The sequence below is a fragment of the Azonexus sp. GW821-FHT04F04 genome, from assembly GCF_059420025.1.
Genome location: NZ_JBWKSX010000016.1, coordinates 34,894 through 58,565, shown reverse-complemented (window position 1 = coordinate 58,565; position 23,672 = coordinate 34,894). Strand labels below are relative to the sequence as shown.

Genomic DNA, 23,672 nt, shown 5'->3' with positions numbered 1-23,672 from the left:
GCTTGGTCGCCTGAGGATTGGACAGCTTTCAGGACTTTTTTGATTGACTTCCCCGGGGCGACTGCCCGTCAGTCGGCCTCGATTCCAGCCCGCAAGGCCGCCGCCACAATAGCCTGCCGAAGCGCGTTGTTGAGCCGCAACGGAAGACCAATCCGTGTTCCCGTCAACGCTGTCCCCACGCGGTCGCCGAACAGCACGACGGCACGATCACGATCCCGTTGGCGCGACATCCAGACCAGGCCATCCACATCGGCGCATCGGCGGTGAATCGCCTCGGCCCAACGGGCAGTATCCGGATAATCTCGGGCGGGGCTGGCGATCAGTTCCGCCTTGGGCACCTTAAGACGATGCAAGCCATCGGTCGTCAGGTCAACGAGGCGCGGTGACCTCCGGAAAACCAGTTCACCGTGACCACGTTCGGCGAAATCGTCGAGGTCGACAAACTTGACCGGAGCGTCGATCGGCACGTTGTGGAATACCGTCTCGAAGATCGCACAGTCGAGAGTCGATCCGCCGTAAAGGTAGGGCACCACCCTGCCGTGCAGGTCGCGAATGGGTGCGAACCGTGTTGGGTTGCGAAGCACCCCCGCCCCGTCCACGCCCGGATTGAAGCTCTCTGGTGGATAAGCCGTATCATGGATCACATGAATCACCTCACCGGCCGGCCAATCCTCAAAGAGGGGATCAAGCGGCAGGTGCGGGGGACGGCATGTCACGCGGCGCTTCCGGTAGCATCATGCCGGGCCGCGCCAATCACCGCCTCCGGATCGGAAAGGAGCATGTCGACCGGACGTGCGCTGCCAGGCAGCCAGCCGTTATTCGAGGTGAACCACAGCGCCAGCTTCCACGGGGCCTTGCGCTCACCGAAGGCAGCCAGCACGCTCTGCACCGCCTTGATCGGCTTGTGGTCCGCAAACTGGAAGGCCGGGTAGACGTCACGCTCGCGGGCACTCTTGTCAGGGTGCGGCACCGCGAACACCTGTCGGCGCTTGCGCCAGTTGTCGGCGAGCGTACTACGGCTAGCAGCGGTCGAACGGTTCGCATCGGCCAACTGCTCGGCCGAGAAGTAGTCGAACTCGTTGAGCACTGCGGCATGGCGTGCGGCCAGACGCTGGGCCATCTGGGTATCCACTGCAGAAGGGGCCAGCATCTGTGCTGCCATGAAGCCAACCATTTCTTCCAGACGACGTTCGCGCACATTCGCCGTCTTTTCCAGCAGAAGACGTCCGAGCAGGGGCATCATCCCTTCCAGCACACGGGATACGGCCTCATCCTTCACACCAATCAAATAGGTGTGCTCCTTCTTGCCGCCCGTCGACTGTGGGCAAGACTGAAAAGACAGGACATCACCGGAGAAAGCGACCTGGGTAGCAGTATTAGACATGATCATCAGCCAATTGAACCAATTGACCTTATTCTATAAAACAAAGTCCATTTGGTCAAACCTACCCCCTCCCAGGATTGCATTGCTGCTGAAATAGCCAGGGGCTGCCGCTATTGGTTCTTCGTGTATCAACAACTCACAGATTTCCGGCGCGGAAGACTTTCACCAAGCAGGCTTGCGAATTATGATCAGCCTTCCGTAAATTTCACTTTCGAACCATGACCCTCACCAAAGCAGACTTCGCTGAACTACTCGTCGACGGCGTTGGCCTCAACCACCGGGAGGCCAAGGAGATGGTTGAGGGATTTTTCAAAGAAATCTCAGACTGCCTGGAACGTCATGAAGAAGTAAAACTGGCCGGCTTCGGCGTATTTAATACTCGTAGAAAAGCCGCACGACCAGGGCGCAATCCCAAGACCGGAGAAGAAACCCCCATCTCCGCTCGTCGAGTCGTGACCTTTCACTCCAGTGGTCGCCTCAAAGACTCCGTAGAGACCAGTCCTCATCTGTCCCTCGACGAAGCGAAAGCCGCCTGAGCACAGGCAAGGACCTCAGTCGCTGTTTGAGGGCCGGGATTCGCCACACTGAAGGTCACGCAATCGGCCGCAAACGTGTCAGCACGCTGATGAAGAAGTTCGACATCCAGGCCATCTACCGCAAAGCCAACACCAGCCAGCGCAACCAGGCGCACCGCATTTATCCCTATCTGGTGCGAAATCTCAGCATCTACCGTCCGAATCAGGCCTGGGCGATGGATACCACCTACATTCCGATGCGCCGGGGCATCGTCTATCTGAGTGCTGTCCTTGATTGGGCCACCCGCCGGGTGCTGGCCTGGCGGCTGTCGAACAGCCTGACCGCTGATCCCTGCGTCGATGCTCTGGAAGTGGCCATCCTGAAATATGGCAAGCCGGAAATCATGAACACTGACCAAGGCAGCCAATTCACCAGCTCAGCGTTCATAACGCCTGCTTCAGGAAGGCAGCATTCAGGTCGCATGGATGGCAAGGGCTGTTGGCGAGACAACGTCTTCGTTGAGCGCCTCTGGAGATCGGTCAAGTATGAGGAGATTTACCTGCACGACTACGACACCGTTTCTGAGGCCCGGCAGGTGCTGGCCATTTATTTCGATTTCTACAATCTCCGTCGCCCGCACTCAACGCTTGACGGGCAAACCCCGGATACGGCTTACTTCAACCAGCCGCTCCTCGCCGTAGCGGCTTAACCCGCAGAAATATCACTTAAGAAAACTAAATATTTGTCCAACTTCGCGGGGCCACCTCTGTTGATGAGCGACTCGGGTGCCCGGTAGCGCCGAATTCTTGTTCTTCCAAGAGGTCATATTCGATGGGCAACAGACTCTGCAATCCATTTACGCAGATGGTCAGCATAACGAGTGGACTCTTTCTCCAAACTTGCTTCATCAAGCTTACCTGCCTCATAGACAAAAAATGGATCGGCCCAGGGCAGGCCGCACCGGCCGGCCATGGCCATGAACGGAGTAAGGTTTTCGCCTAACGAAAAGCGATTGATCCCACTTGGACTGTAGGCGCTGTGAGTATTGCCTGCCGTCGCGGCGATCAATAGAGGTGTTCCTTCGAAGCGTTTCCCTTCATTTTCATAGGCGATATAGAACATTCGGGTCAGGACGATATCTTTCCAGGTTTGCAGCAAGGCCGGTGACGAATACCACTGGATTGGAAATTGGAGAACAACCCGCTCCGCATTGAGTAGCCGCTTCACTTCGAGATCAGCATCAATTTTGCCATCCCCATAGAGTGCGTACATATCGATGACCTCCAGTCCAGCGATGACTGTAGCTTGCCTTACCAGAGCGGCATTGGTTTTTGATTTGGCAAGCGAGGGGTGAAAGAGCAAAACAAGGGTGTCGGTCATGGAAGTTCTCGATGTGAATTTGATGAACTCTCATGATGGATTATAGTTAAATATTCGTCTAATGGATGTTTCGTATATACTTGTATTGATATGATCAATTTAAGGTCGGTCGATCTCAATTTGCTGGTGGCATTGGACGCATTGCTGGACGAGGTGCATGTATCGCGAGCAGCTGCGCGTATTGGCCTTTCTCAGCCTGCGATGTCGAATGCGCTCGAACGCTGCCGCTATCTATTCAAGGATGCGTTGCTAGAAAGAGGACAGCCTGGCATGCGATTGACGCCCAAAGCAGCATTGCTGCGTGCGCCGCTAAAAAATATCCTAGCCGAGATTGGGGCGCTGCTACAACCGCAAGCGCCAGATCTCTCCACACTGGAGCAAACGATTCGAATTTTGTTGCCGGATGCTCCAGCAACATTAGTGTTGTCGCCATTGCTCGTTCGGCTTTCGTCGACGGCACCGCATCTGCAAATTGTGGCCTGCCCGTGGCATGGTGCTAAAGCAGCACTCGAATCCTTGATAGGTGGCGAATTGGATCTCGCCGTCTCCGTATTTCCGGAGGTTCCGGATGCTCTCGAGAGGGTAGAACTGTCCCACGAGACCTACTGTGTGGTGATGCGCAAAGGGCATCCAGCCGCACACAAATTCAATTTAACTCAGTGGCTCAACTATCCCCACGTGCTGGTATCCGGTCATGGCGACACCAGCAGTCCTTTAGATGCCCGATTGAGTCAGTTGGGGCATAACCGAAATATCGGGGTGGTGGTCCCCTCTTTTTTGGCCGTACCAGCCGTTTTATTGGCTTCGGACTACATTTCATTGCTGCCGCGCCGGTGCCTGCCAACGGAATGGGATAAAACGCATGTGGTTTTCGACCCCCCTTTGTCAGTAGCTGGCTTTCCATTACATCTGGCATGGCATAAGCGACGAGCAAAAGATCACGGGGTGCAATATGTCGCGACGGTGATCAGGGAAATTCTGTCGCAGCCATAAGCCTTCCGGCTTCTGGAGATGCATCATTGAAAACATTCCCAGCCCAATGCCTCGATAGCGAATGAGTAAGACAATTTGGTAAAAATCAGAACAAATTGATTGCAGCGCAATATTGTTCGAACTCATCCAGATAACAAATCTTCGTGGCTACGGTCACCAGCAAATGTCAGCCCTTGCGGGTGGCAATCAACGTCAATTTTGAAAAAATCAGACCTGATAGCTGATGTTTACGTCGATATTGAATGCCAACGGCTTGATAAAGGCAACGAAAAACAAGCTAAATCAACCAATTACTGAGCACTACTTGGCTAGCAACATGCATTTGAGCACCCATCCAATAAATGTTGCATAGCAGCAATTGTATTGGCATTATTAGGATGTCTCCTCCATTCCTCCTCCGGATTGGACTTGAGCCTGCCTCAGGGCAGGCTCTTTTTTATACTGTCTCGACAATATGGAACCAGGCAGTTTCTAGCAAGAAGCCGCTCAGTACTCACCATGCGACATAGGAAAGCGGACCTGCCGCCCAACACGCACCCACGTGATCAACGCAGAAGACATTCGCATAACGCCCAAAAACTCTGGCCATAGCCCCCCCCCAATCAAATACCAGGCGCTTGGGTGTGGTAACCGGGTCGACACACTTTAACCCTGAATCAATAAAGCGCGATACTACGAATGCCTCCTGTAGACATCGCGTCTGCACAGCCTTCATTGGCGACACCAATCGCCGTGAAGTCCAGTCTTTCTGGCGTCGCAGTCGTTACCTGCCTTTCGAGTACCCGCCCCCAGCCGGATAGTCCAGTTTCATGGTTGTGAGACTTTCCCGATGCTAGGGGGTTCTGCAGTTCTGCATTTAGCGAAGGCGCCGTTCACAAGAACCACCAGCCTTCATCCCGCATTTGCCAACCGGCAATTGCTGAGTCGCTCTGCCCTTTGGCCGAGCATCCCGAACGGGGAACCCCAAGTTCCCTGCCAGGGACAGGTGTTCCCTTTCATTCCCGAAGGAGAACACCATGTTCGCAACCTCTGTGACCAAAACGTCGCGTCCAGTTGCCGTGCTGTTGGGTGGTTCCGGGTATGCCCGGCCTACCACACGCACACCGGTCGTACCGGCGTTGTTGAAACCGCCGCCGATCATCCCCGGACGATCCGGCTGCGCTTCCGAGTCTCATGCGGTAGGAGCCTAATCATGCCGATCAGTCTCTACCGCCGGCGCATTGCCGCCACCGTGATTCAACTGGCCAAGGACGATCCGTCCCTGGTCAAGGAGGTCATCGCCCGCTTGCGAGAGTCGGGTGAGATCGAAGTCGATGATCTGGTCTATCTGGACCGGATCGCCGACCGCTGGATCGGGATTGCCGAGGTGAACAGCAAGGTCGGATCAGCGTACCCGCGTCAAGCGTGCGGGTAGCTGAATGCCTTTGGCCTTAGCCAGTTCAACAGCAATTTTTTCCAGCAGATTCGGACGTTCGTCGTTCAGCGTATTGGCCCAATGGCTCAATACCTGTTCGAAGTCGTCCGGCGTTCGCGCCCCGTCGAAGTCGAGTCCGAGTTTTCGGAAGTCCTCGATTTCGTCGGGCGTGAACCGTAGTGCGTTGCCTGCACGCAGCATGCTGTGGGCACCTTTCATGTGTGAGCGTTCAGCTTAGCAGCGCCATATGTCCGTGCAACCCCGGGGAGTCTACCGCTTCCCCGACCGGGGACAGGTGTTCCCTCTGTTCACCTTTGGAGATAACACCATGTCAATCGAGAAATCTCGCCCTCGTCCGCGGCGCTCCAGCTTCGAATCTGAGGAAGAACGTACTTGGGTTGGTTTTTACCAGCGCGTCGGCCGGGATCCGGCCATCGCTAGCGAAGTTCTGGCCCAGTTGGAGTCCGATCCTGAAATGAAGCGCAGCCATCTGGCACTCTACCTATGCTGCAGGGAATCCCTGCGCCAGCACAAGGCCCGCCAGGCGCGGCACAAGCGGATCGGTCAGTTCTTCCGCGGGCTTTGCATCGGGTTGTTCATCCAGCCACTGCGCAACCTGCAGACGATGTGGTGCCACGGCAGCGACCTCGCTTTTGAATGCCTGCCCGAAGCAGCCAAGGAACCGGCCGCCGTCCAGGTGCGTCGCCTGCCCCGGAAATCTGGGTTCGCGACGGCCCGCCCGGCTTTCGAGCGCCAGGTCACCTTGGCCCCAGCAGCCACCGAAGACCAGGCCTCGTCCGCCGATAAAGCACCGCGCACGGCCGCCTGACCCTTCCGGTCCGGCCTGCGATGTAACGGCTACGGCTGTTGTATCCGGATCGTCGAACGCCCACGCCCGCGCTTCAGTTCGCGGTGCGTGCGGCGCTCGCTTCAATCCCACCCATGCGTGCCGATGCTCCCGTCGAGGCAGCCTCGCACGATCAAATCCCGCATTGCCGACCCGCGTTCACCTTCCCCGTCCGCCAGTGGGCATCGGCATGCCCATCCCCGTCTCAAGCCATGAAAGGAAGCCATCGATGATCACCGTCACCGCAATCCTGAATGCCATCGAAGCCCATGCCAACCGCGCCATCGTCCAAGAACTTCGCCTCATCAAGAAAGAGGTCGAAAAACTGCGTTCGTCCCTGCGCCCGGATGACCAAGAGCACGCGGACGCCCTGCTGCTGAAGTTGGACCGTCAGATATCCGACCAGATCGTCGTCGCCGATGCCGTGGTCGTTGAGCCAGTGTTCCAGCCGGTAGCGCAAACGGCCTGAATTACCACGCAACGATACGCCCGCCATACTCCGGCCCGGCGAACCAACCAACACCCCGTGGGGCTCACACCCATGGGGTATCGGGTTCCACGCCATGTCGAAAGGAACCCGAGATGAACAAGATCAGCATCAATGCCGAACAACAACTCTATGTCGTCGATTGCGGCGAGAGCTATACCTGCTTCGGCTTTGCCAACGCCCGCGACCACGCCAACCTGATTGCCCACAAACTGGGCCGAGCCGACCTCGCCTTCACGGATGAGGACTATGCCACTTTCGCTGGTTACGAGAAGTATTGCCATGCCGTCCAAGCTTGGAGCCAATCGCCGCTGACGCGCACGACGTACTTCGATCCAGGTACCGATACCAAGGCCGCCAAGGTTCTGGAGTCCTGTCGGACCCACGAACGAAAGATTCGCCTGATTCTGGGCGACACACTTACCGGCGAACCCTGGCTGGAAGAGCACGATGTCGTCGGCCGGATTGGCCGCTCGATCGGAACCTTGAAAGTTCCACTTCTGATCGAATCTGGCGAACATGGCGGCAGCGCCATTCTGTGCGCCTGCATCCTGGCCATCGTTGACTGGGCGTCCGGTAATTTCCTGTACCGCCATGACGCTTATCGGGAAGCCGAATTGAGCATCAAACCGTCGGGCGATGCCGAACGCCCCTGGGACGTACTCCAGCGCGAAGAAGTCGTCGCCAGTTTCCGGGATATCGGCCAGGCCGGCGCCTACCTCGCCTTCATGCGCGGGGTGACAATCGAGCCGCGCGTCTTCCGCTGACGCCGCCTAAGCAAGTCCATGGAGCATGGCTCTCGCACAACTCATCGATAACGCTATCCAAAATCGACCAGAATCAGCCCGGCTTGCGCATGGCGTCGCTACCAGCCCATTGAAGCCCGCTACCCGATGCGAGAAACTAGCCAAGCCTAAATGCATTCCATTGTGGAATGTCACCCGGTTTCTGGCCGGCGTCGCAGTCGATACCTGCCCCATTCGTCTTGCCGACTGTCATTTGTACATTCGTCCGTACATTCGTCCACACCTTCATCCCAAGCGGGGACTCTGTCCCCGTCGGGATCGGCGTTCCCGCTTTTCCAATATATAGAGGAGAACGCCATGAATATGTCCGTCCTGTCCCATGCCGACCTCGTCCGCGAATTACTCGCGCCCGCAGTTTGCGCATCGAGTGCCATCCCCTTGCATGTCAGCGATGCCGTTGCACCCATCGCCATGAACGACATGGCCGATAGCGTACTGGCCCACCGCCTGGGTGTGGCGCGTGAACTGCTGTTGCGTGACTTGTGCGAGCAGATGAGTAACAGCCCGGTAATGTCCTCGCCGCAAGTTCTGCGCGACTGGCTACGCCTGCACTGCGCAGGCCTTCAACATGAGGTGTTCCTGGTGCTTTACCTGGATGCCCACCATCGCCTGATCGAGGCTGAAGAACTGTTCCGCGGAACCCTGACCCAGACCTCAGTCTATCCCCGGGAAGTGGTCAAGGGAGCCCTGACCCGAAATGCTGCGGCGCTGGCCTTGGCCCACAATCATCCCTCGGGCGAAGCCGAGCCCTCGCGGGCCGATGAACTGCTGACGCAAACTCTGAAGTCGGCACTGAGCCTGGTGGACGTGCGGATCATCGACCATTTCATCGTGGCCGGTGACAAAGTCGTTTCGTTTGCCGAACTTGGGTTGATTTAGTGTCATGAGTCGCCCGCTTTCTATGCTGAGTCCGATCCGGAAGCGCTTCTCCAAGGCTCCCGGTCGGACTTCAACAATTGCTTTGTGAATGGAAAATAGAAATGACTTCCACTTCACGTTGCCCGTTCTGCGCAGGTAATGGCGTCCCTCTGGGGACGCTCGGACGCCTGCGCTGGTTCCGTTGCCGCAACTGCGGCATGACTTACCACCGTCAAACTGGCAGGCAAACGAAGACCAGGTCGACGCTCTCTCAAAAAGAAGGAGACACGCATGGAAAATACTTCCGTGACACACCTGAGAACACAGGCTGAACCGTTGGCCGCAATCTCGCTCTCGCATCTGAGCTCGAATACTCGCCTGAAACTGGCCAACGACGACCTGTCAGTCAACGCCTATCCGACCGACTGCGGTGGCATCTTCTACGTCGGCGCGCCGCGCCACCGGATTCCGACTGAAAGCGACTTGGCCGCGATTTTCGAGGTCGCCGAGTTGGCCGGCATTGTCTGGCTGAAATTCGACAGCGAAGCGGCCGTAATCGACGGCCTGCCGACTTTCGAAACGCCGGAACTGGCATCATGAGTCGGCATAACATCCGGCTCATGTACGCGGGCCGGCCCGTTTTGGTGGTGGCCGGCTATGACCGGCCCCTACGCGAACTATTCCTGCAGGTATTTCGCTGCCAGGAAAGCGTGCTCGCTGGTGAGGACGAGATCGTCTACGACAGTCTCCATGAGCCAGCCCTCGACTGGACGGTCATCGGCACGCTGACCGGCAAACTCGATGCATTGGGCATCAAGGTCCCGGCAACCATGATCGAAGCTGTCTATCTGGACCAGCGCTTCACTGCGGGCAATGTTGTGGTTTGGCACCATGCCATTCACCCGCCGGCTGAAGTTTGACTACTGCAGAGAAAATTCACTGTGGCGTAGCATGTCGATAGACGGTGCCTCGCAGTCACTCCTCAACAGAGGGATGTGGTGTCTGAGTAGTTCAAAAAGTGTCGCCACTGTTTCTAAGCGCCATTATTGCCCGCTCAAAACCAACCCAAACCCCTGACTGGTCCAACCCACGATTGGCCAGTTCTTCCCTCGCCAAGAGATTCAGATCGATATCCCCCTTCGCCGAGGCAACCAGAATGCGCGCCGGAACAACTTGAATAAATCCAAGTTCATCAATTGTAAAGCGGCCGAGTGTGTATGCCATGTTCTGTTCTCCTTTCGGAGACAGTCTCCCGGCATATTTTCGCCATTCAACCCTGCTAAAGATTCATATCCCACCAACTTCTGAATCTATACATTGGGTTCCAACGCCTGGACTTGAATTCGCCTTGCTCGAGGGGAGGTTCGATCCCGAAAATAGCCATCACCTCGTCCTTTCAACGCGGTCAGCGCCTCGGGTTCCATATGGACGTTAGGCGCATTTTTCTTAGCCTCTCTCATGTCCATCGGTTTTAGTACCAACCATGTCGCAGCGTTCGCCTTCACCTCAGAACCAAAGTGATCGCTCATTTGAGATGCGAGTATCATGCCAAGCCCAAACTTTCTGGCTTCAGTAAATAGTAGATTCAAGATTCGGTCAGCCGCATCAGGATCCCCTCCCCCGGTCGCGAGAATCTTGGCTTCATCGATAATTACAAATAACCGGAAACGTTGTCGGTCATCTGCCGGCTGCACCGGAATCGGCCCCTTGAGGCGAAGCACACGGAAAATCTTTCGCAGCAACGTTTCTGCGGCGATGTATCGAACTTCATCAGGCAATTTACTGAGGTCGAGTCTGACATTTGTCGACAAGATCTCGTCCGTGGAAACGTGCTCCTGCCGTTGGAAGATCGGGTGCTCGAAGATCTCCTGTACGGCAGCCAAACACCCCTCTATCGCGGAACGCTGACTCTTGCGGGCATCATCCTCGGACCATCCGGACAAGATGCGTTCAACGTCGGCAAACGTTGGCGGCGTATTGCGCCAGGTCAGCGGATCGCCATCGTCAAAACCAGCCGTCTGGTAGGCTTCCTCGATGGCATCGCGAAGAATTGCATTCTGCCGATGGCCGAGTGCCGGTACAGCATTGCGAACCATGTCCCGTATGACTTTTCGCTGGTCGTAGAGACCTGTCTCTTCGGCACTCTGGGAGTCCAACTCCATCGGATTGACGCCAGTGGTACTCGACGTACCGGATGAGAGCAAAACCGATCGAAGACCTGGGAAATTGACATCACCATGAAAATCGAGGACCAAGACAGGCACGCCGTAATCAACAATTCCCTTCCCGAGCACCTTGAGAGTCTCGGTCTTGCCAGAACCTGAAGCTCCAAGAATCAACAAAAACCCATTACTTTGCCGACCAGGCAACCAAGCCACCGAATTCTTGGTATTGAGTTCTTGGCCTAAGAACAATTCCAACGACTGCTGAGTAGGGGCGCCCCCCCCAACCTCAACGGCATGACTCGTCGCGTCGGTCCGGACCACCGCGCTCTCTGACGCATATTTTTTGATTTTGTCTTCGCCCGCGCCGGAGATTTCCTGGTCGTTCGCAACTGCGCTCGCCGCCTGCACCAACTTCTGATCAGTAACCAGAAGTTGGAACGCCTGGACGGGATCAATCGACGCGGAGACGTGCCCGGCCACGCCAATCGGCTCGCGGTTCAAGGGAGCATCATCCCGCACCAATTTGGTCGCGGTCAGCACCAAGCCGACATCCGTCCCCGCCAAGGTATTAATTTCCAGCGGGATGCCGCTTTCGCTATGAACAGTCACTGGACTCGTGGTCGCCACACTGGCAAGTTGCACGTGAACGATACGGCCGGTAAGGCGAACCTTGAGATTGCCATTGAAGAGGTCTTGCAACAGACCATGCCAACGCTCTATATATTTAGGATCGAGATCGCGAAGCAGAGCGGTATAGAGGTGCTCACGGATCACTTCCCGACGTGGTTTTGCCAATGGTGAAACCCCTTGCCCACCAAAAACCTCTGCCAAGGCGTGAAGCGTAGCAAGAACTTGATCGACCGCGTGTCCTGTAACGACACCGTCGCGGATGGTGTATGGCACATTGTCGTCGTGTGTCTTGACTTCGATCACGTCTATGATCAGGTCGCCACCTTCCTCTCGAAGCCCCAGGAGATCAGCCTGCTCATTGGAATGCCTACCGGCACTAAGCCAACGGCGAGCGTTTTGAGTATCGAGGCTAACCGCAAGGCCGCTCGGGTCCGCTCGACGATACCAGCGCATGGCGATCAATTTTCCAAGCGCTCCCTTGACGTGCTTGCCCTTATCCCCCCCAACCAAGCCGAGAATTCCGTTGGGTTCCATCGCCACCAAATCGCGGACGAGTTCTTCCAGTGTCGCCGGGTCGGCCACAAAATGCGTTTTGCGCAATTGCTGATCCAAACGACGCACGAAGGGACTCAGATCGCGGCCAAAAGTCGTGATCTGACGAGCGTTTTCGATCCGCCTGTCGATAACCTCGGCCTCGCCGAGACGCGGCACCAGGACCCTATGGGGGTCGGCGACAACAGTCCATGTACTGCTTTCAGCCAGTTGGTCCAGCCAACTCTTCACGGACGCCACCTGGGGTTGATGTGTTGCCGTACTTTGCTTCAATTCACGATGAACCAGTGTTGCTGTCGCAAAATAGGTCGCAAAAATTTCCTCTTCGGCAACCGGGACGATCATGATCTGCTTCTTGAGCTTGTTATAGCGATATTCGCAACTCGGCATCCAAGGACTGAGGTCATGCAGACCAGCTCGCGCGACGAGCGCGGTTCGAACCTCAAAGGGGTCAAAGACAACCGTCAGGTGTGCAGGCAATGCCTGGGTTTCATCGATGAGTTCCGGCCATTTCATAATTTCAGGGTTGATCGATAAACTGATCAGTCCACGCTCTTGTCCAGCACGAATGCGATCCTTCAGTTGATCGTCGAGTTCCTCGAGTTCAGACGTCCAGCCACGAGTGTCGTCCGAGGTGTAGCGGAAGCGCAAATGCACTCCCCAGAACGTATCCTCAGCCGTTTCGTTATCGAGATCCAATGCCTCCAATACCGATTCGAGGAAGCGAGCCGGACGCGGTGCATTGATGAAGAGAACCTGCAAGCCTGGCCGTGCGAAGGGACGAAGGTGCGCGATCAACGTCGACAGGATGCCGACACTCCTGAGCCCATCCGGCTCCAATACACCTCGCGGAGCCTCCTTGAATAGCGGCAGGTGCGCGATAGCACCAGCATGGCCCAAAAGAGCAGGCTGCGTATTCAGCGATTCGATCTTCGGCAAAACCAAGACGTTAAGCAGTTGTAAATCTTCAGCAGACGCCGCAACCAGCGTCTGACGCTCAGTCTCCGACAACTTTCCGCCAAGCGACTGCAGATCGCGAACGATCGCGACACTGCGCCATAGATTCAGCGGGTGCACAGGCGACAGGAGCACTTCCGTCACGCCATCCCGACGATAAACGTACAACTCCATTGAGAGCAGCCAGTGAACCAAGCGTTCGGCTTCATCACCGGCTTGGGCGTACATTTCCTGATAGGCTGACTGAAGTTGGCGCAGCAATTGGTCGTAGGCCTTGAGATAGGCCTCAGCGGCTTCAAAAATATCCTTCCGCCCGGCAAGAACCGTCACCGGCGAAACGGTCAGCTCTGCAATATGCGCCAGCAAGCGGTTCCTCGTTGCGGCCAACGAATCTGCAAGTTCAATGCAGAGTTGTGGCGCCAATTCAGCCTCAACGAACTCTTCAATCCAGGACTTGAACTCCTGAAACAGGAATGGCCTCCATGCTTTGAAGGCCGTCACTTCAGTCAGTGCATCAAGACGGTCAGTCTCAATATCGATGACACCGCCCCATTCGCTCGTCGTCGACCGAGACTTTGCCAAACCGATAACATTGGCGTTAACGCTAGTCACGGGCAGCGCCGCAGGAGAACTGTCCCCGCCGCCGGTATCGTTTGTACCAAGGGGTTCATCATCGCCGACGGTCTGATTGTTCTCCGCCTGGTCTGTCAGGACCGAGATTTGTTCGGCCAAATCGGCTAATTTTTCCTCTCCACCATCAAGCAGTAGTTCCGCGACGAGTGACTCAACTGGAACCTTGCCGCCATCTTTGCCGTTCCCGTTTTGGCCATTGCTGGAAGCCGATGCAGCGAGTTTGCCTCGCCACAACGTCAGCACATCGGCGAGTTCGACATCCTTTAGATCCTCCGAACTACGCTGGTTGATCCCCCTGAGCCGCTTTCGAATCGCATTGAATCTGGCCTTTTCCTTGGCCGGCAATTGCCGACAAAAGGTCGTCATGCGATCCCAGTCTTCAGGAGTGGCATTGCTCACCATATTCAAAGCATCTGAATTTGCCTTCAGCCGACGAATGATCCGTCCTTCGGTCGCCTCATCAGCAAGGTGCAAATCGGGGAATAGACCAAGTGCGTAAAGATGGGTTGGCGCCTTCACCGAGCGGTCCACTGGGCTCAAACTCTGTAACGCCTTTGAGAAGGTGGCAATGGCGTGCAGCGACAAACTCGGCCCCCGTGTCGACTTAAGGGCATCCCATAGTGTCCGCAGCCTCAGTACCTCGGCCCGATCACGTTCTTCCTCGCAAAGCAACTTAATCAGGCTATGTTCGCCCAACGAACGAAAGTCTTTTAAGGAAGCCTGTTTGCTGAGAGGCCCGTTGGCGATCACCACAATGGTTTTTAGCTTCTGGTTCCGCCATTGCACAGCCGTTTCCTCATCAGAGGCTACGAACTCTGCGAACTTCGGATACAAACCCTGAAAGTTCGCTATATCGTCACGCTCGCCGACAAGGGAAATACGCAGGCGCCCTTTCGTTTTTGCAAGCAAGTCCGGCAGCATTGCCAGGAAATGCTGCTTGTCAAACATGGCCATATCCTGGGCGACAACACCGAACTCTTCGCGATGGACGGCGGTTTCAAATTCAGCCAACAGCAATTCCGCTACGCGTTCGTTAACCGCATTTCGCTCGTCATTCATGAGTTGCCTCCAGCAGACCGACAACGGCGACACTGTCCGCCAAGCGTCGGGCAAGTCCAAGGGATTCGAGGCGGCTCAGAAACCGCTCGCTATTTTCGCTGAGCAAACGCACTGGCACGGTCGCACCAAGATGAGCCAGCAATGCCGCATCCTCGACCCTGCCACCGACGACTATCGCCCATTTCTGGCGCAGGAGTTCCAGGAAGTCGCGGTATTCCATAGGCTGCGCACTGACATCAATGGTCGAGGCAACCAGAACCTCGAGCGTTCGGTCGGCCGGATTCAGGCGCTTGTTGGGATTTTTTTGCGTCGGGTACAGAAAACCAGAACGGATACCAAGAAGGCGAAGATAACCATCGAGCCCACGACGAGACGTTCCTTCTGCCTGGCGAACCAGTTCTTCTGCCACTTCACGACGGACTTCGTCCAGATCAGTATTGTCCTGAACGATTTCTTCGATACGACGGACCAGCGGATTGTTCGCATCTAGGGGCGCCTGCCCGACACTCTCGAACAAGGAGTTTATCGCCGCCAGCGGGGAACTCGGCCAGTCCAATATTTGCGCAGTTAAAAGGTCATCCAACACGGAGACCATGTAGTTACAGGCATCATTGATGAGTTGTGTGACGCAGCGCGTACTGGCCTGTGCAATCGCCGAATAGTGGTCGCCCGACGCATCCAGCAGGAGAATGCGTGCAGGATGGCCAGCGCGTTCATGTGCCCGGGTTGCCGCGTGCATAAACACTGACAGAGCAGCAAGTAATACGACGCGCTGCAAACTCGCAATGGGATTAGGATTGAGTTTTCGTTCGTAGGCACATAAACAATTAGCCGCGGACCGCAACGCTTCTTCCAGAGGCGAATAGCCACTTCCCAAATCCTCGGCCGTGATGACACCCGGTTGCCGTTTTTTTGTAGAGTCGACCAAGGGCGCCAGCAAGGCTGACAGATCGTCCATATGCGCCGGGTCCTTGTCAGGCGAACTCAGTTCTGCCAGCAGGTCAAGGATTGGCAGCCGGACAGCAGCATCGTGAGCCCCCCACAAGCGATGCACAAAGGCCCCGGCACCGTCATCCGATGGATCGCCGGTGACGGTCAAGGCCGTCGGCGAAGAGAATGACGAAAACTCCGGGGAGTTTCCGAATGCTGCACCATCGGTACCCAATAGAGTGCGAATCAGCGGCAAAACCTTGGTCATCAACAAGGACGACTTGATATCCGATGACTGCCCCAAGGCACCCCAGCGATCACGCTGACTGTCCAGCATTGAGCGCACGGCATTGATGCGTGCATCCATGCTGTTTTTGGGTAAAGTGGCCACAAACAGTTGCTCGAGCACTGTCATTCGACCCACACATTGATGCTCGCTGCGCATCAGCGCGTTGGCAATGTGGACCGGCTTTATCTTTGCCTCCATCACCTTGTAGCCATGCCTGCGATGCAGTTCGTCAGTGAGCGCCTTGCGGAGTTGTTTACTCATTTGAGACCTCAATTCGCGGAGTCGTAACGGCGATTTACCAGATCAACGACTACCGTCGTTCGCAGTTCGCTCTGCGGATCTACGACATCGACCGTACGGACATCGGAACTTTTATCCCCGTACTGTGAGAGCGTGTCGTTGAATTGACCCAGTCGCCGGCTGATCTCGCTTTGCCCATCGGCAATCGAGCCATGCAGCAGACCTTCCAACAGTTCGGTATCCACGACCAGCCTCGCAAATCGGGGGTCGTCCGCCGAAGCAAGCAAAAGGTGGCCGGTAGGCTGCTCGCCAAACGCCTTTCTCAGCACCGGTGCCAACTCCTGCTTGTAGAGCCTCAGGCGGTTGCGGTTGACTGCTAGGCCGGAGACCATGGCTTGGCTTCTCGATCTCGGCTGATAGGAGAGGCGTGTCCATAACCGCAGGGCATCCCCCTTGGACTCCCCTCCACGATTCCACCAGCGGTTGATTAACGTGATCAACCGGCTGAGCCGGATCGCCATCGCGACCGACGTATCCTGTAATTCCTCAAATAACCGATTTGCCTCGGAGAAATCGAGAAGGTGTCCTTCCTTGTGTTCGAAATACCAGCGGCGCTTGAGGGCAGTAAACTCATCGGCCAAGTTGCGTTGTTCCCGCTCGGCAAGTTCGTCGAGGTTACGCTGCAACGCCGGTAACATCGAATTTCCGGCGAAGTCGGAAGGATTGAAAATCCCTCGCCACAAGTTCTCGTCGATCTGCGGGTTCGTTTGCTTCAGCGGATCGATCCCGCGTGACAACAATTCAAAAATAGCCCCTTCGCCTTCGAAGGCGTTCCAGTAATAACGCGTTTCCTCACTGGTTCCCAACTCCTTCAGTTCTTCACACGTCTTACCGGCAAACAAAGCGTAGGAGACGAAAGCAAGTGCCTCGCGAAACGTCACCTTCACGCCGGTTTTTCCAACTGTCGTCAGCAACTTGACCATGCGCTGGCGCGGCAACTCGGAGCGCAGCATGGTCCGGTTGTAGGTAACGGCGCAGGTCGTGTTTGCTCGGCAGTTGCTGCATCCTTGGTACCAGTGGTCATCGGTCAACTTCTCGATAATCGCGGCAATCAGGTCAGCGGACAACACACGGCGGTGACTCAAGTCGACAATGACTGCTTCGCCAGCGGATATTTTCCAGTTCTCGGCATCACCACTCTGCAAACTTTCGAGCGGCTTGTAGCCAACAAGGCGGAGCAACTGCCCTCGAATATCCTCCAGCCAGGGCTGAGTGTGACGGTGTTCCCGAACTAGGTCCACCAGCGGCCCCTCATTGATTGCAATACAGAACGGGCGTTTCTCGTCTCGCGCAAGTTGCCAGCGCACGGCGATATCCGCTGAAGTCAGTTCGCTTGCATCGGTGACCACTTCGGCCCCCTTCAATTCCTTCTTCATAAGAAGGATAGCGTGGGTCTTTCCGTCGCCAGCATTGCCAGTAATGACCACCGAACCGCCATTGCGGACTACCTTGCGCACAACCTCCTCAAGGTTAGTCTTGATATTCAACTCTTTTAACCGAGTGAGGCTGACGTGATCGCTGAATGCGCTCTCATTTCGGTACAGCAGCCGAATAAACTGTAGCCGTTCGTCGGTCATGATTCCGGTCTGCATGTCGATCTTATCTCCTTTGACTGTTCTGAACGGCAGTTGACCTTGCGGTGCAGAATCGGCCGGTCGCTCGGGTATCAATCTTGAAACACGCTCGGTCAGTGGCGTCGACTTGGCGACTGCCTCCAGGGACGGGAGGTGATCGAGGCGAGAAGCAAGCCATCGCTGAATCCAGTAACTGCCGATGCTCTGCTCAGCACCAGCCTCGGATGGGTCAATAGCGTAGGTAGGCTCTTCGTCGATGCCCAGCAGCACACGAGGAAGGTTTTTGACTAGGGGGACGCCGTAGATGATGCGCGGGGAACCATGCTGCAGCAGATTAGTTTGATTCAGGCCAAGCCCTGTAAATCCTTCGCGCAATTGCCGAAGTTTCGGGCTTTGACCTTCACCAAACACAAAATTGACATTGCGAAAACCGACGGATGCCTCCGCAATCGCAGCTAGGCCGAGTTCGGTTTCAGCCGATAGATTTGGGGAGCCAAAGCCTTCGGTTCGTCCAAGTTGGGTATATTCAATACTCGACGATTGGCCTGGGACAGTCCCGGGGGGCAACTTCACCCGGTTGTATTGCGACGAGTGGTCCGTATAAAGGCTGGTCGTACCAAGAAAAGCCAGATGCGGTTCCTTGCTGATGGGACGTCCGGCCATCTGGCTGGCAATGATGCTTACCATGCCCTCGTAGCGCTCGCGGTAGTCATTTACGACACGGGGACTCATCATCATGAGGCAGACGAGTTTTCCACCCAGCAAATGGTTGTACGGCGCTACCGCGCCGCACACGGTCAGTTCCATCATGCTGGTTGCGGAATAGCGTTTCTTGATTTGCTTCAGGGCTACATTCAGTGCCCAGGTTCCGTAGTCGGTTGCCGCCAGGTCACGAAGGCTGCAACGCCAAGTCGCGATCGTGCGGTAGGCACGCAAAATTTCGCGGGTCGCACGCGCTCTCTTCGAGCGAAATAGAGGGGTTTTTGTCAGGTGGACCAGCCGTTCAGGAGCCAGGTCTTCGACCCTCTTATTGGCATTTTCGTCGTCGCCTTTGAGCGAGTCCGCACGGTCGCGGATCGAATCCTGTTCAATCACAGCCAGCCGGCTCAGTGTCTCGTCGTCAACACTATGGTCAATTCGACGGGCAACAGGCAGGTCATCCCGATAGATTTGCTCGAAGTCCTGCTCCAGTCGCACCCGCAGCGCTCGAAGCACTTCGCTATCGGTAAATTCACCCCGATCGCAAAGACCCAACATACCGTCGAGCGTCCAGCCAAGGGCCAGATCTCGGGGTGTCAATTGCATCACGGTATTGCCCAGCGCAGTGATGCCGATAACAGGATGGTTCGGCTGCGCCGCATCCCGAACCAGATAGAACAGATTGCGGCCGGGTGACGAACGATACCGCGTACTCCAACTGTGTCGGAAGTAGCGCCAGATATCAATCAAACGGATATTCGTGAATTCGTCCCGTTCGTCGCTAACCAGTTGCAGGTACGGCTGACAGACGCGCTCAAGTAGTGCCCCACGTTGTTCTTTCGGCATAGCCGCGATGGGACGAAGTTGCTCAGCAAGCCGCCGACCATCCGCGATCAACTCAGTGACGGGCTTGCACGACGAATACTTCGAAGGCCGCTCCATCGTGAAGAGAAACCGCCGGTGCGAGTCGTCAAGAAGTTGGTCATCTCGCCCATAGAGCAACTGCTGCCGGATAAAGGCCTTGCGCGCCACCCGGTCCTTTGGAGTGGGTGGGCGAACATAAATGTGATGTGGATTGACAAGCACCTCCCAGCCAATGTGCAGCAAATCCCGCAACAGGGTTGCCGAAACCCGCGTCTTCAATGCTTGCGTTCCCTTTATCTGGGCCTGTGCATTGGCGAACGCCGACAGCCTTGCTACAGATTCCTCATGGGGAAGTTTCGCAAGGCGCCGGAGCATCGAATAAGCAGTCCCGTCATCATCGATGCTAGGCATGAACAAACGCCAGTCATCATCTTGAGGAGCGCTTCGTGAATTTTTTTCGGGAGCGCGTGGCTTCGAAGGTTGAGAAACAGTAATCTCCAAAATGTTCTTCTTTAGCAGCCGACGATGTCGAATGAGTCACACCAACCCACCCGGGTTATCCCATTTCGAACAATGGCTGTGCTAGACATGTACTTAGCGGTTGATTCAAATTCCATATTTCTTTCCAAATTTTCTTTGCCGACTTCAAGCATCAGCCAGGGCTCTTTCGGTGTCTGGATAGCCAGGTGCTAGAGCAGCACTTTCCACACCATAAAGCGTTTGCGGATTTCTCAGCCATAGGTGATGGGAGGCGGGGTCGAGAGAGTGATCAGGCGAGGAATCAATAGACCAGCGGCGCAGTATGTAGCCGGCCACAGCTGCTCGCACCTTTACACGTACGACGCCATCCTGCATCCCGTAGTCCGCTTCTATCGCCTTGGACCAGGTAATTCCAGGATGCGGCACTAGTTCCAATTCGAGGATACGGGCCCACTGCTCATCGGCCACCAAGAGTTCACAGTCCCCGACTTTGGCGGTCAATTCTCGAAACTTCGTGATCCTGGTCAGGACGAAATCGCCAAATCTTTCCTTGCTTCGGTCGAATGCCCGAACATGCCAACGCAGTCCATCATCGGCCAGTGCCACCGGCACGATCTCGCGACGCGTTGGTCCTGACTGCAAGGAAAGATAATTGATATGTAATGCCCGCTTTGCGCACAATGCACGCGTCACTGCGGCAAGCGTCGACAAGTCGAGTTTTCGTAGCCCCCCCGGCCCTTCGCAGGGCGCAACCTGCTTTAGCTTCACATCCAAGCCGTCGCCAAAACCCTGCTGAAGCCAGGTCAATACCCGCTCAGCCTGGATCTCGAAAAGCGGCTTGTATTCAGCCGTTGGTCGATAGCACCGGGCGACAGCGTCATAGTCGAGGTTGTTAGGAGCCAGGTCGCGATATGCGCTCAGATCTCTGGACGAAGCCGCAGGCTTGATACCGAAACGAGCTTCGATTTCCGAACGCCTGATTTCGCCCGTGAAGAAGGCACGCATTTCCAGCGAAGCCAGTCGTTCACGTTGTGCCTGCGAAAGGTCTTGGATGCTGCTCTTGGCGGTGGGCATTTATCGATGCTCTGCAGGCTCGGTCGAAACGGTTGATAGATCAAGAAGACTGATGTTGCTTCATCATTTTGATGCACATTATACACGCGCATGCTCAATGAATGCGCGCGACCTAGGTGCAATCGAGGGATATCTATGGCCATCTTTGATGATCGGGTGTCGGCTACACCCGATCGCAATGGGTATAGCGCCTCAAAAAAGCACGGGGGTCTGGAAAGACAGGTTCGGTAGACCGGCCCTAGTTTTTGCGAAAATGACGAGGTCACCTGTGCATCACGCTGACTGTTGGCTTCTTGACAACTCTGCGCAGACCTCCAAATCGATCACCGCATCAGCCATGGCGGTCAGTTCCGGTGTCTGGGAGACAAAGAACTCCCGCTGATAGCCACCCAGACAAAGCACCGCCCGTTTCATCGCCATGAACATGCGCTTGCGCTCGGGGTCCAGCGGCCCATCGGCTTCGTCCGAGAACAAGGCGCCATAACGGCGTCCCGTGCTCTGGCAGAGATACAGTGCCACCGCCCGGATCAAGCACTCATTGATCCACACCCGTTCGCCGCCGCTCATCAGGCCGACGCTCTTGCTTTCGCCCGAGTCGCCGTCGTGCACCTGGATGTCGAAACCTTCCTTCTGTTCGCCCTTGACGGTCTCCACCTGCGTCAGGATGGAGACCGTGAAACGGGAACCGTAGGAAGCAAGCAGCAAATCGTTGGCCAGTCCCGCCAAGGCGGGTCCGGCATCATCAATGGCCAGGGCGATCAAGCCATCATTACTCATGCACTTGGCGAAAAGAGTCCAGTTACCCAACTCGGACTGGACCTTGGCGATACGGCTCGCCACCTGTGCCTGGCGAGTAGCCAAGGCTGTTGCCTGCTGCGCCAGGACAGTGAAGTTTTCGGCATCCCGCACGGTGCTCAGGTAATTCTGTTCGGCTGTAGCGACTGACTGCGCTGCCTCTTCCATCTTCCTGTGCGACTCGCTCAGACGCTGCTCGTCATAGCATGGAGGCAAGGCCGCCAACACCTGCTTGAGCCTATCCAGCGTGGCGCGGTAGTGCTTGGCCTGTTGTTCGTGCTGGGTTGCAATCGCTTGCCGTGCAGTGCCAATTTGTTGGCGCTCGGCCAACTCATCCGGTGTTTCCGCCCCTTGCTGGCAAGACGAGGTTTCGTCACCTAACGCCGCCAGTTCCGCCTCAATCTCGGCGAGCGCGTTCTTCGCCCGTACCTGTTCTCCCGCCTTGGCTGCCAGTAGCGCATACCGCGAGATTCTCGCGCCTGCCACCTCGGCACGTTGTTCGGCCCACGCCAGTTTCTGGGGCGCGGCAGCAATCCCTTCGTACTGCCCGCCAAGAACCGCCAACTCCTCTTGTGCAGTTGCCTTTTGGTCTGCCAGGCGCTTGATGGCAGCCTGGGCACCAGGAACCAGTGCCTGGGCTTCCCGCGCATCCCCCAAAAGCTGGCACTGCCCCAGCAGGTCGGTACCGGCACAGGGCACCAGGCCAGCAAGGCCGAAGCGCCGCGCCAATTCTTCGGCTTTGAGCGCTGCCTGCCCGGCCTCGCGCTCGATCCCCGACAATCTTTGCCGGACCAAGTGCTCGGAAGCTTTGCACTGGGTCAGGTGCTGAGCCTGCTGGCGCCAGTGGCCGACCCGAGCCAGATGCAGCGACAGGACCTGTTCAGCCATGGGTAGACGGGCCTCGGCTTGCCGTACGGTCGGTGCACCGGCCAACACCTTGAGGCATTGTTGACGCTGATTGTGCAAAGCCTGCCGACGGTTACGCTCCTGAGTCAGGCGTTGGGCGATACGCTGCTCCAGTCGTTCCAGGCGCTGCGACTCGCTATGCTCCTGGGCCTTCAAGGCTTCGATGGCCTCGGTGCCAGCTTGGATCACCGCGCTGCATTCGCCCTGAAGCTGCGTCCGACGCAGTTCAACACTCTGCGACTGCTCCCGTTCGGCCGCCAATTGCGCATGCTGGCTTCGGGCAGTTTCCAGGGTGGCCTGAGCCGCTTGGCGTGCCGCCAGACTCTGGGCGATGCGGCCCGCAGCGCCCTCAAGCCGTTGCAGTTCCCCGCCGATGCGTTGCGCATCATCATCCAGTCCGGACTGCTCCTGCGATATCGCCGCCAGACCAAGTTTGAGTAGCCGCGCCGTTTCGGCCGCCTTCTGGCCCAGCGCCCGGATTTCCTCCTGCCCCAACAGATCAGCCAGCAGCGTCTTGATCTCGGCATTGCGATAGGCGCTCAACTGCCGTTTGCCCTGAGCAGAAAACACCGAGGTGAAGAAGGTGTCGGCATTGCCGCAGATCGCCTCGACGCAGCGGGTATAGGTCTCCACCTTGCCATCCGCGATAGTGCCATCTTCCAATGCCATGGGTTTCCACGCACCGTCGGCAGAAAAGGCAAACAGGAATGCTTCAGTCTTGCGCCGGCCGTTGAGGCGGATCACCACCTGCGAACGGTAGGTTCGGCCAGCGTGGGACCACACCAGGTCCTTTTCGTTTTCCGGGAGGCAGACGTGGTCGTAATAGGAAAAGCCGCCCGGACCCGCCGTCGCCGCCCGCGAGGGCATGGTGAGATAGGGGTGCATATTTTCCATCACGGTGGTCTTGCCGCGCCCGTTGGCGCCGGCAATGGCGACCAACTCGGCACCGTCGGCCAGTTGCTCGAAATCCAGGGTGAGGACATCGCATCCCAGACCGGCACGGATACCGCGAAAGCCTTTGAGCGTGAGTGATAGCGGTTGCATAACAGGACTCCAACTAGGTCACCAGAACAGTCTGCG

General features: G+C 56.6%; 20 protein-coding genes. 10 read left to right on the top strand and 10 right to left on the bottom strand.

Features of this window, described 5'->3' with window-relative positions:
* Positions 1-68: 68 nt before the first annotated feature.
* Positions 69-716 carry an RES family NAD+ phosphorylase gene (locus tag AC07TV_RS21255; protein WP_494650372.1) on the bottom strand — a complete coding sequence of 216 codons (648 nt, stop codon included), beginning with the start codon at positions 714-716 and terminating at the stop codon, positions 69-71.
* Positions 713-1,384 carry a hypothetical protein gene (locus AC07TV_RS21250; protein WP_494650371.1) on the bottom strand — a complete coding sequence of 224 codons (672 nt, stop codon included), beginning with the start codon at positions 1,382-1,384 and terminating at the stop codon, positions 713-715. Before AC07TV_RS21250 ends, AC07TV_RS21255 begins: the two co-directional genes overlap by 4 nt.
* Before the next feature lie 218 nt (positions 1,385-1,602).
* Here AC07TV_RS21250 and AC07TV_RS21245 point away from each other — a divergent pair, with 218 nt between their 5' ends.
* Together AC07TV_RS21245 and AC07TV_RS21240 are read left to right on the top strand one after the other, a co-directional pair.
* Complete coding sequence (locus AC07TV_RS21245) at positions 1,603-1,920, top strand: integration host factor subunit alpha (protein WP_494650370.1); 318 nt, start codon at positions 1,603-1,605, stop codon at positions 1,918-1,920.
* 26 nt (positions 1,921-1,946) lie between these two features.
* A complete protein-coding gene (locus AC07TV_RS21240; RefSeq protein ID WP_494650369.1) occupies positions 1,947-2,609 on the top strand; it encodes an IS3 family transposase in 663 nt (220 codons plus the stop codon).
* 113 nt (positions 2,610-2,722) lie between these two features.
* On the opposite strand, the gene AC07TV_RS21235 is transcribed toward AC07TV_RS21240, so the two are convergent.
* Positions 2,723-3,280 carry an NAD(P)H-dependent oxidoreductase gene (locus AC07TV_RS21235; protein ID WP_494650368.1) on the bottom strand — a complete coding sequence of 186 codons (558 nt, stop codon included), beginning with the start codon at positions 3,278-3,280 and terminating at the stop codon, positions 2,723-2,725.
* A 90-nt stretch (positions 3,281-3,370) separates the two neighbouring features.
* Here AC07TV_RS21235 and AC07TV_RS21230 point away from each other — a divergent pair, with 90 nt between their 5' ends.
* Both AC07TV_RS21230 and AC07TV_RS21225 read left to right on the top strand, forming a co-directional pair.
* A complete protein-coding gene (locus AC07TV_RS21230; RefSeq protein WP_494650367.1) occupies positions 3,371-4,273 on the top strand; it encodes a LysR family transcriptional regulator in 903 nt (300 codons plus the stop codon).
* 1,192 nt (positions 4,274-5,465) lie between these two features.
* A complete protein-coding gene (locus AC07TV_RS21225; RefSeq protein WP_494650366.1) occupies positions 5,466-5,687 on the top strand; it encodes a hypothetical protein in 222 nt (73 codons plus the stop codon).
* On the opposite strand, the gene AC07TV_RS21220 is transcribed toward AC07TV_RS21225, so the two are convergent.
* Positions 5,658-5,906: a hypothetical protein gene (locus tag AC07TV_RS21220; protein WP_494650365.1), complete on the bottom strand. Its 249-nt coding sequence runs from the start codon at positions 5,904-5,906 to the stop codon at positions 5,658-5,660. The two genes, AC07TV_RS21225 and AC07TV_RS21220, sit on opposite strands and share 30 nt — an antisense overlap.
* A gap of 109 nt (positions 5,907-6,015) precedes the next feature.
* On the opposite strand from AC07TV_RS21220, the gene AC07TV_RS21215 reads away from it, so the two are divergent.
* The 6 genes from AC07TV_RS21215 to AC07TV_RS21190 all read left to right on the top strand — a co-directional run bounded on the left by AC07TV_RS21215 (position 6,016) and on the right by AC07TV_RS21190 (position 9,605).
* Positions 6,016-6,516, top strand: a complete 501-nt coding sequence (locus AC07TV_RS21215; RefSeq protein ID WP_494650364.1) for a hypothetical protein — start codon at positions 6,016-6,018, stop codon at positions 6,514-6,516.
* Positions 6,517-6,763: 247 nt separating this feature from the next.
* The gene (locus tag AC07TV_RS21210) at positions 6,764-7,003 is read left to right on the top strand and encodes a hypothetical protein (RefSeq protein WP_494650363.1); all 240 of its coding nucleotides are present in this window, start codon (positions 6,764-6,766) and stop codon (positions 7,001-7,003) included.
* 113 nt (positions 7,004-7,116) lie between these two features.
* Positions 7,117-7,788: a hypothetical protein gene (locus AC07TV_RS21205; RefSeq protein WP_494650362.1), complete on the top strand. Its 672-nt coding sequence runs from the start codon at positions 7,117-7,119 to the stop codon at positions 7,786-7,788.
* Between the two features lie 336 nt (positions 7,789-8,124).
* Positions 8,125-8,706, top strand: coding sequence for a RadC family protein (radC, locus tag AC07TV_RS21200; RefSeq protein WP_494650361.1), 582 nt, complete (start codon positions 8,125-8,127; stop codon positions 8,704-8,706).
* Between the two features lie 270 nt (positions 8,707-8,976).
* Complete coding sequence (locus tag AC07TV_RS21195) at positions 8,977-9,285, top strand: DUF5983 family protein (protein WP_494650360.1); 309 nt, start codon at positions 8,977-8,979, stop codon at positions 9,283-9,285.
* On the top strand, positions 9,282-9,605 hold the full coding sequence (locus AC07TV_RS21190; protein WP_494650359.1) for a hypothetical protein: 324 nt from the start codon (positions 9,282-9,284) through the stop codon (positions 9,603-9,605). Before AC07TV_RS21195 ends, AC07TV_RS21190 begins: the two co-directional genes overlap by 4 nt.
* A 91-nt stretch (positions 9,606-9,696) precedes the next feature.
* Here AC07TV_RS21190 and AC07TV_RS21185 read toward each other — a convergent pair whose 3' ends face one another.
* From AC07TV_RS21185 to AC07TV_RS21160, 6 genes are all read right to left on the bottom strand, one after another.
* Positions 9,697-9,909 carry a hypothetical protein gene (locus tag AC07TV_RS21185; RefSeq protein ID WP_494650358.1) on the bottom strand — a complete coding sequence of 71 codons (213 nt, stop codon included), beginning with the start codon at positions 9,907-9,909 and terminating at the stop codon, positions 9,697-9,699.
* 86 nt (positions 9,910-9,995) lie between these two features.
* Entirely contained in the window at positions 9,996-14,681 is a 4,686-nt protein-coding gene (locus tag AC07TV_RS21180) for an ATP-binding protein (RefSeq protein ID WP_494650357.1), read from the bottom strand.
* Positions 14,674-16,161: a hypothetical protein gene (locus AC07TV_RS21175; RefSeq protein ID WP_494650356.1), complete on the bottom strand. Its 1,488-nt coding sequence runs from the start codon at positions 16,159-16,161 to the stop codon at positions 14,674-14,676. Before AC07TV_RS21175 ends, AC07TV_RS21180 begins: the two co-directional genes overlap by 8 nt.
* A gap of 8 nt (positions 16,162-16,169) precedes the next feature.
* Positions 16,170-19,748: a Druantia anti-phage system protein DruA gene (locus tag AC07TV_RS21170; RefSeq protein WP_494650355.1), complete on the bottom strand. Its 3,579-nt coding sequence runs from the start codon at positions 19,746-19,748 to the stop codon at positions 16,170-16,172.
* A gap of 234 nt (positions 19,749-19,982) precedes the next feature.
* Positions 19,983-20,891 carry a BrxR family transcriptional regulator gene (locus AC07TV_RS21165; protein ID WP_494650354.1) on the bottom strand — a complete coding sequence of 303 codons (909 nt, stop codon included), beginning with the start codon at positions 20,889-20,891 and terminating at the stop codon, positions 19,983-19,985.
* A gap of 273 nt (positions 20,892-21,164) precedes the next feature.
* On the bottom strand, positions 21,165-23,636 hold the full coding sequence (locus tag AC07TV_RS21160; RefSeq protein WP_494650353.1) for a DNA repair protein: 2,472 nt from the start codon (positions 23,634-23,636) through the stop codon (positions 21,165-21,167).
* Positions 23,637-23,672: the final 36 nt, after the last annotated feature.

Bases quoted from the DNA above. Each gene is read 5' to 3' on its own strand.
- AC07TV_RS21170 (WP_494650355.1), bottom strand. From the start codon at position 19,748: ATGCCTAGCATCGATGATGACGGGACTGCTTATTCGATGCTCCGGCGC.
- AC07TV_RS21165 (WP_494650354.1), bottom strand. From the start codon at position 20,891: ATGCCCACCGCCAAGAGCAGCATCCAAGACCTTTCGCAGGCACAACGT.
- AC07TV_RS21225 (WP_494650366.1), top strand. From the start codon at position 5,466: ATGCCGATCAGTCTCTACCGCCGGCGCATTGCCGCCACCGTGATTCAA.
- AC07TV_RS21220 (WP_494650365.1), bottom strand. From the start codon at position 5,906: ATGAAAGGTGCCCACAGCATGCTGCGTGCAGGCAACGCACTACGGTTC.
- AC07TV_RS21230 (WP_494650367.1), top strand. From the start codon at position 3,371: ATGATCAATTTAAGGTCGGTCGATCTCAATTTGCTGGTGGCATTGGAC.
- AC07TV_RS21210 (WP_494650363.1), top strand. From the start codon at position 6,764: ATGATCACCGTCACCGCAATCCTGAATGCCATCGAAGCCCATGCCAAC.
- AC07TV_RS21180 (WP_494650357.1), bottom strand. From the start codon at position 14,681: ATGAATGACGAGCGAAATGCGGTTAACGAACGCGTAGCGGAATTGCTG.
- radC (WP_494650361.1), top strand. From the start codon at position 8,125: ATGAATATGTCCGTCCTGTCCCATGCCGACCTCGTCCGCGAATTACTC.
- AC07TV_RS21175 (WP_494650356.1), bottom strand. From the start codon at position 16,161: ATGAGTAAACAACTCCGCAAGGCGCTCACTGACGAACTGCATCGCAGG.
- AC07TV_RS21195 (WP_494650360.1), top strand. From the start codon at position 8,977: ATGGAAAATACTTCCGTGACACACCTGAGAACACAGGCTGAACCGTTG.
- AC07TV_RS21185 (WP_494650358.1), bottom strand. From the start codon at position 9,909: ATGGCATACACACTCGGCCGCTTTACAATTGATGAACTTGGATTTATT.
- AC07TV_RS21250 (WP_494650371.1), bottom strand. From the start codon at position 1,384: ATGTCTAATACTGCTACCCAGGTCGCTTTCTCCGGTGATGTCCTGTCT.
- AC07TV_RS21190 (WP_494650359.1), top strand. From the start codon at position 9,282: ATGAGTCGGCATAACATCCGGCTCATGTACGCGGGCCGGCCCGTTTTG.
- AC07TV_RS21160 (WP_494650353.1), bottom strand. From the start codon at position 23,636: ATGCAACCGCTATCACTCACGCTCAAAGGCTTTCGCGGTATCCGTGCC.
- AC07TV_RS21215 (WP_494650364.1), top strand. From the start codon at position 6,016: ATGTCAATCGAGAAATCTCGCCCTCGTCCGCGGCGCTCCAGCTTCGAA.
- AC07TV_RS21245 (WP_494650370.1), top strand. From the start codon at position 1,603: ATGACCCTCACCAAAGCAGACTTCGCTGAACTACTCGTCGACGGCGTT.
- AC07TV_RS21235 (WP_494650368.1), bottom strand. From the start codon at position 3,280: ATGACCGACACCCTTGTTTTGCTCTTTCACCCCTCGCTTGCCAAATCA.
- AC07TV_RS21205 (WP_494650362.1), top strand. From the start codon at position 7,117: ATGAACAAGATCAGCATCAATGCCGAACAACAACTCTATGTCGTCGAT.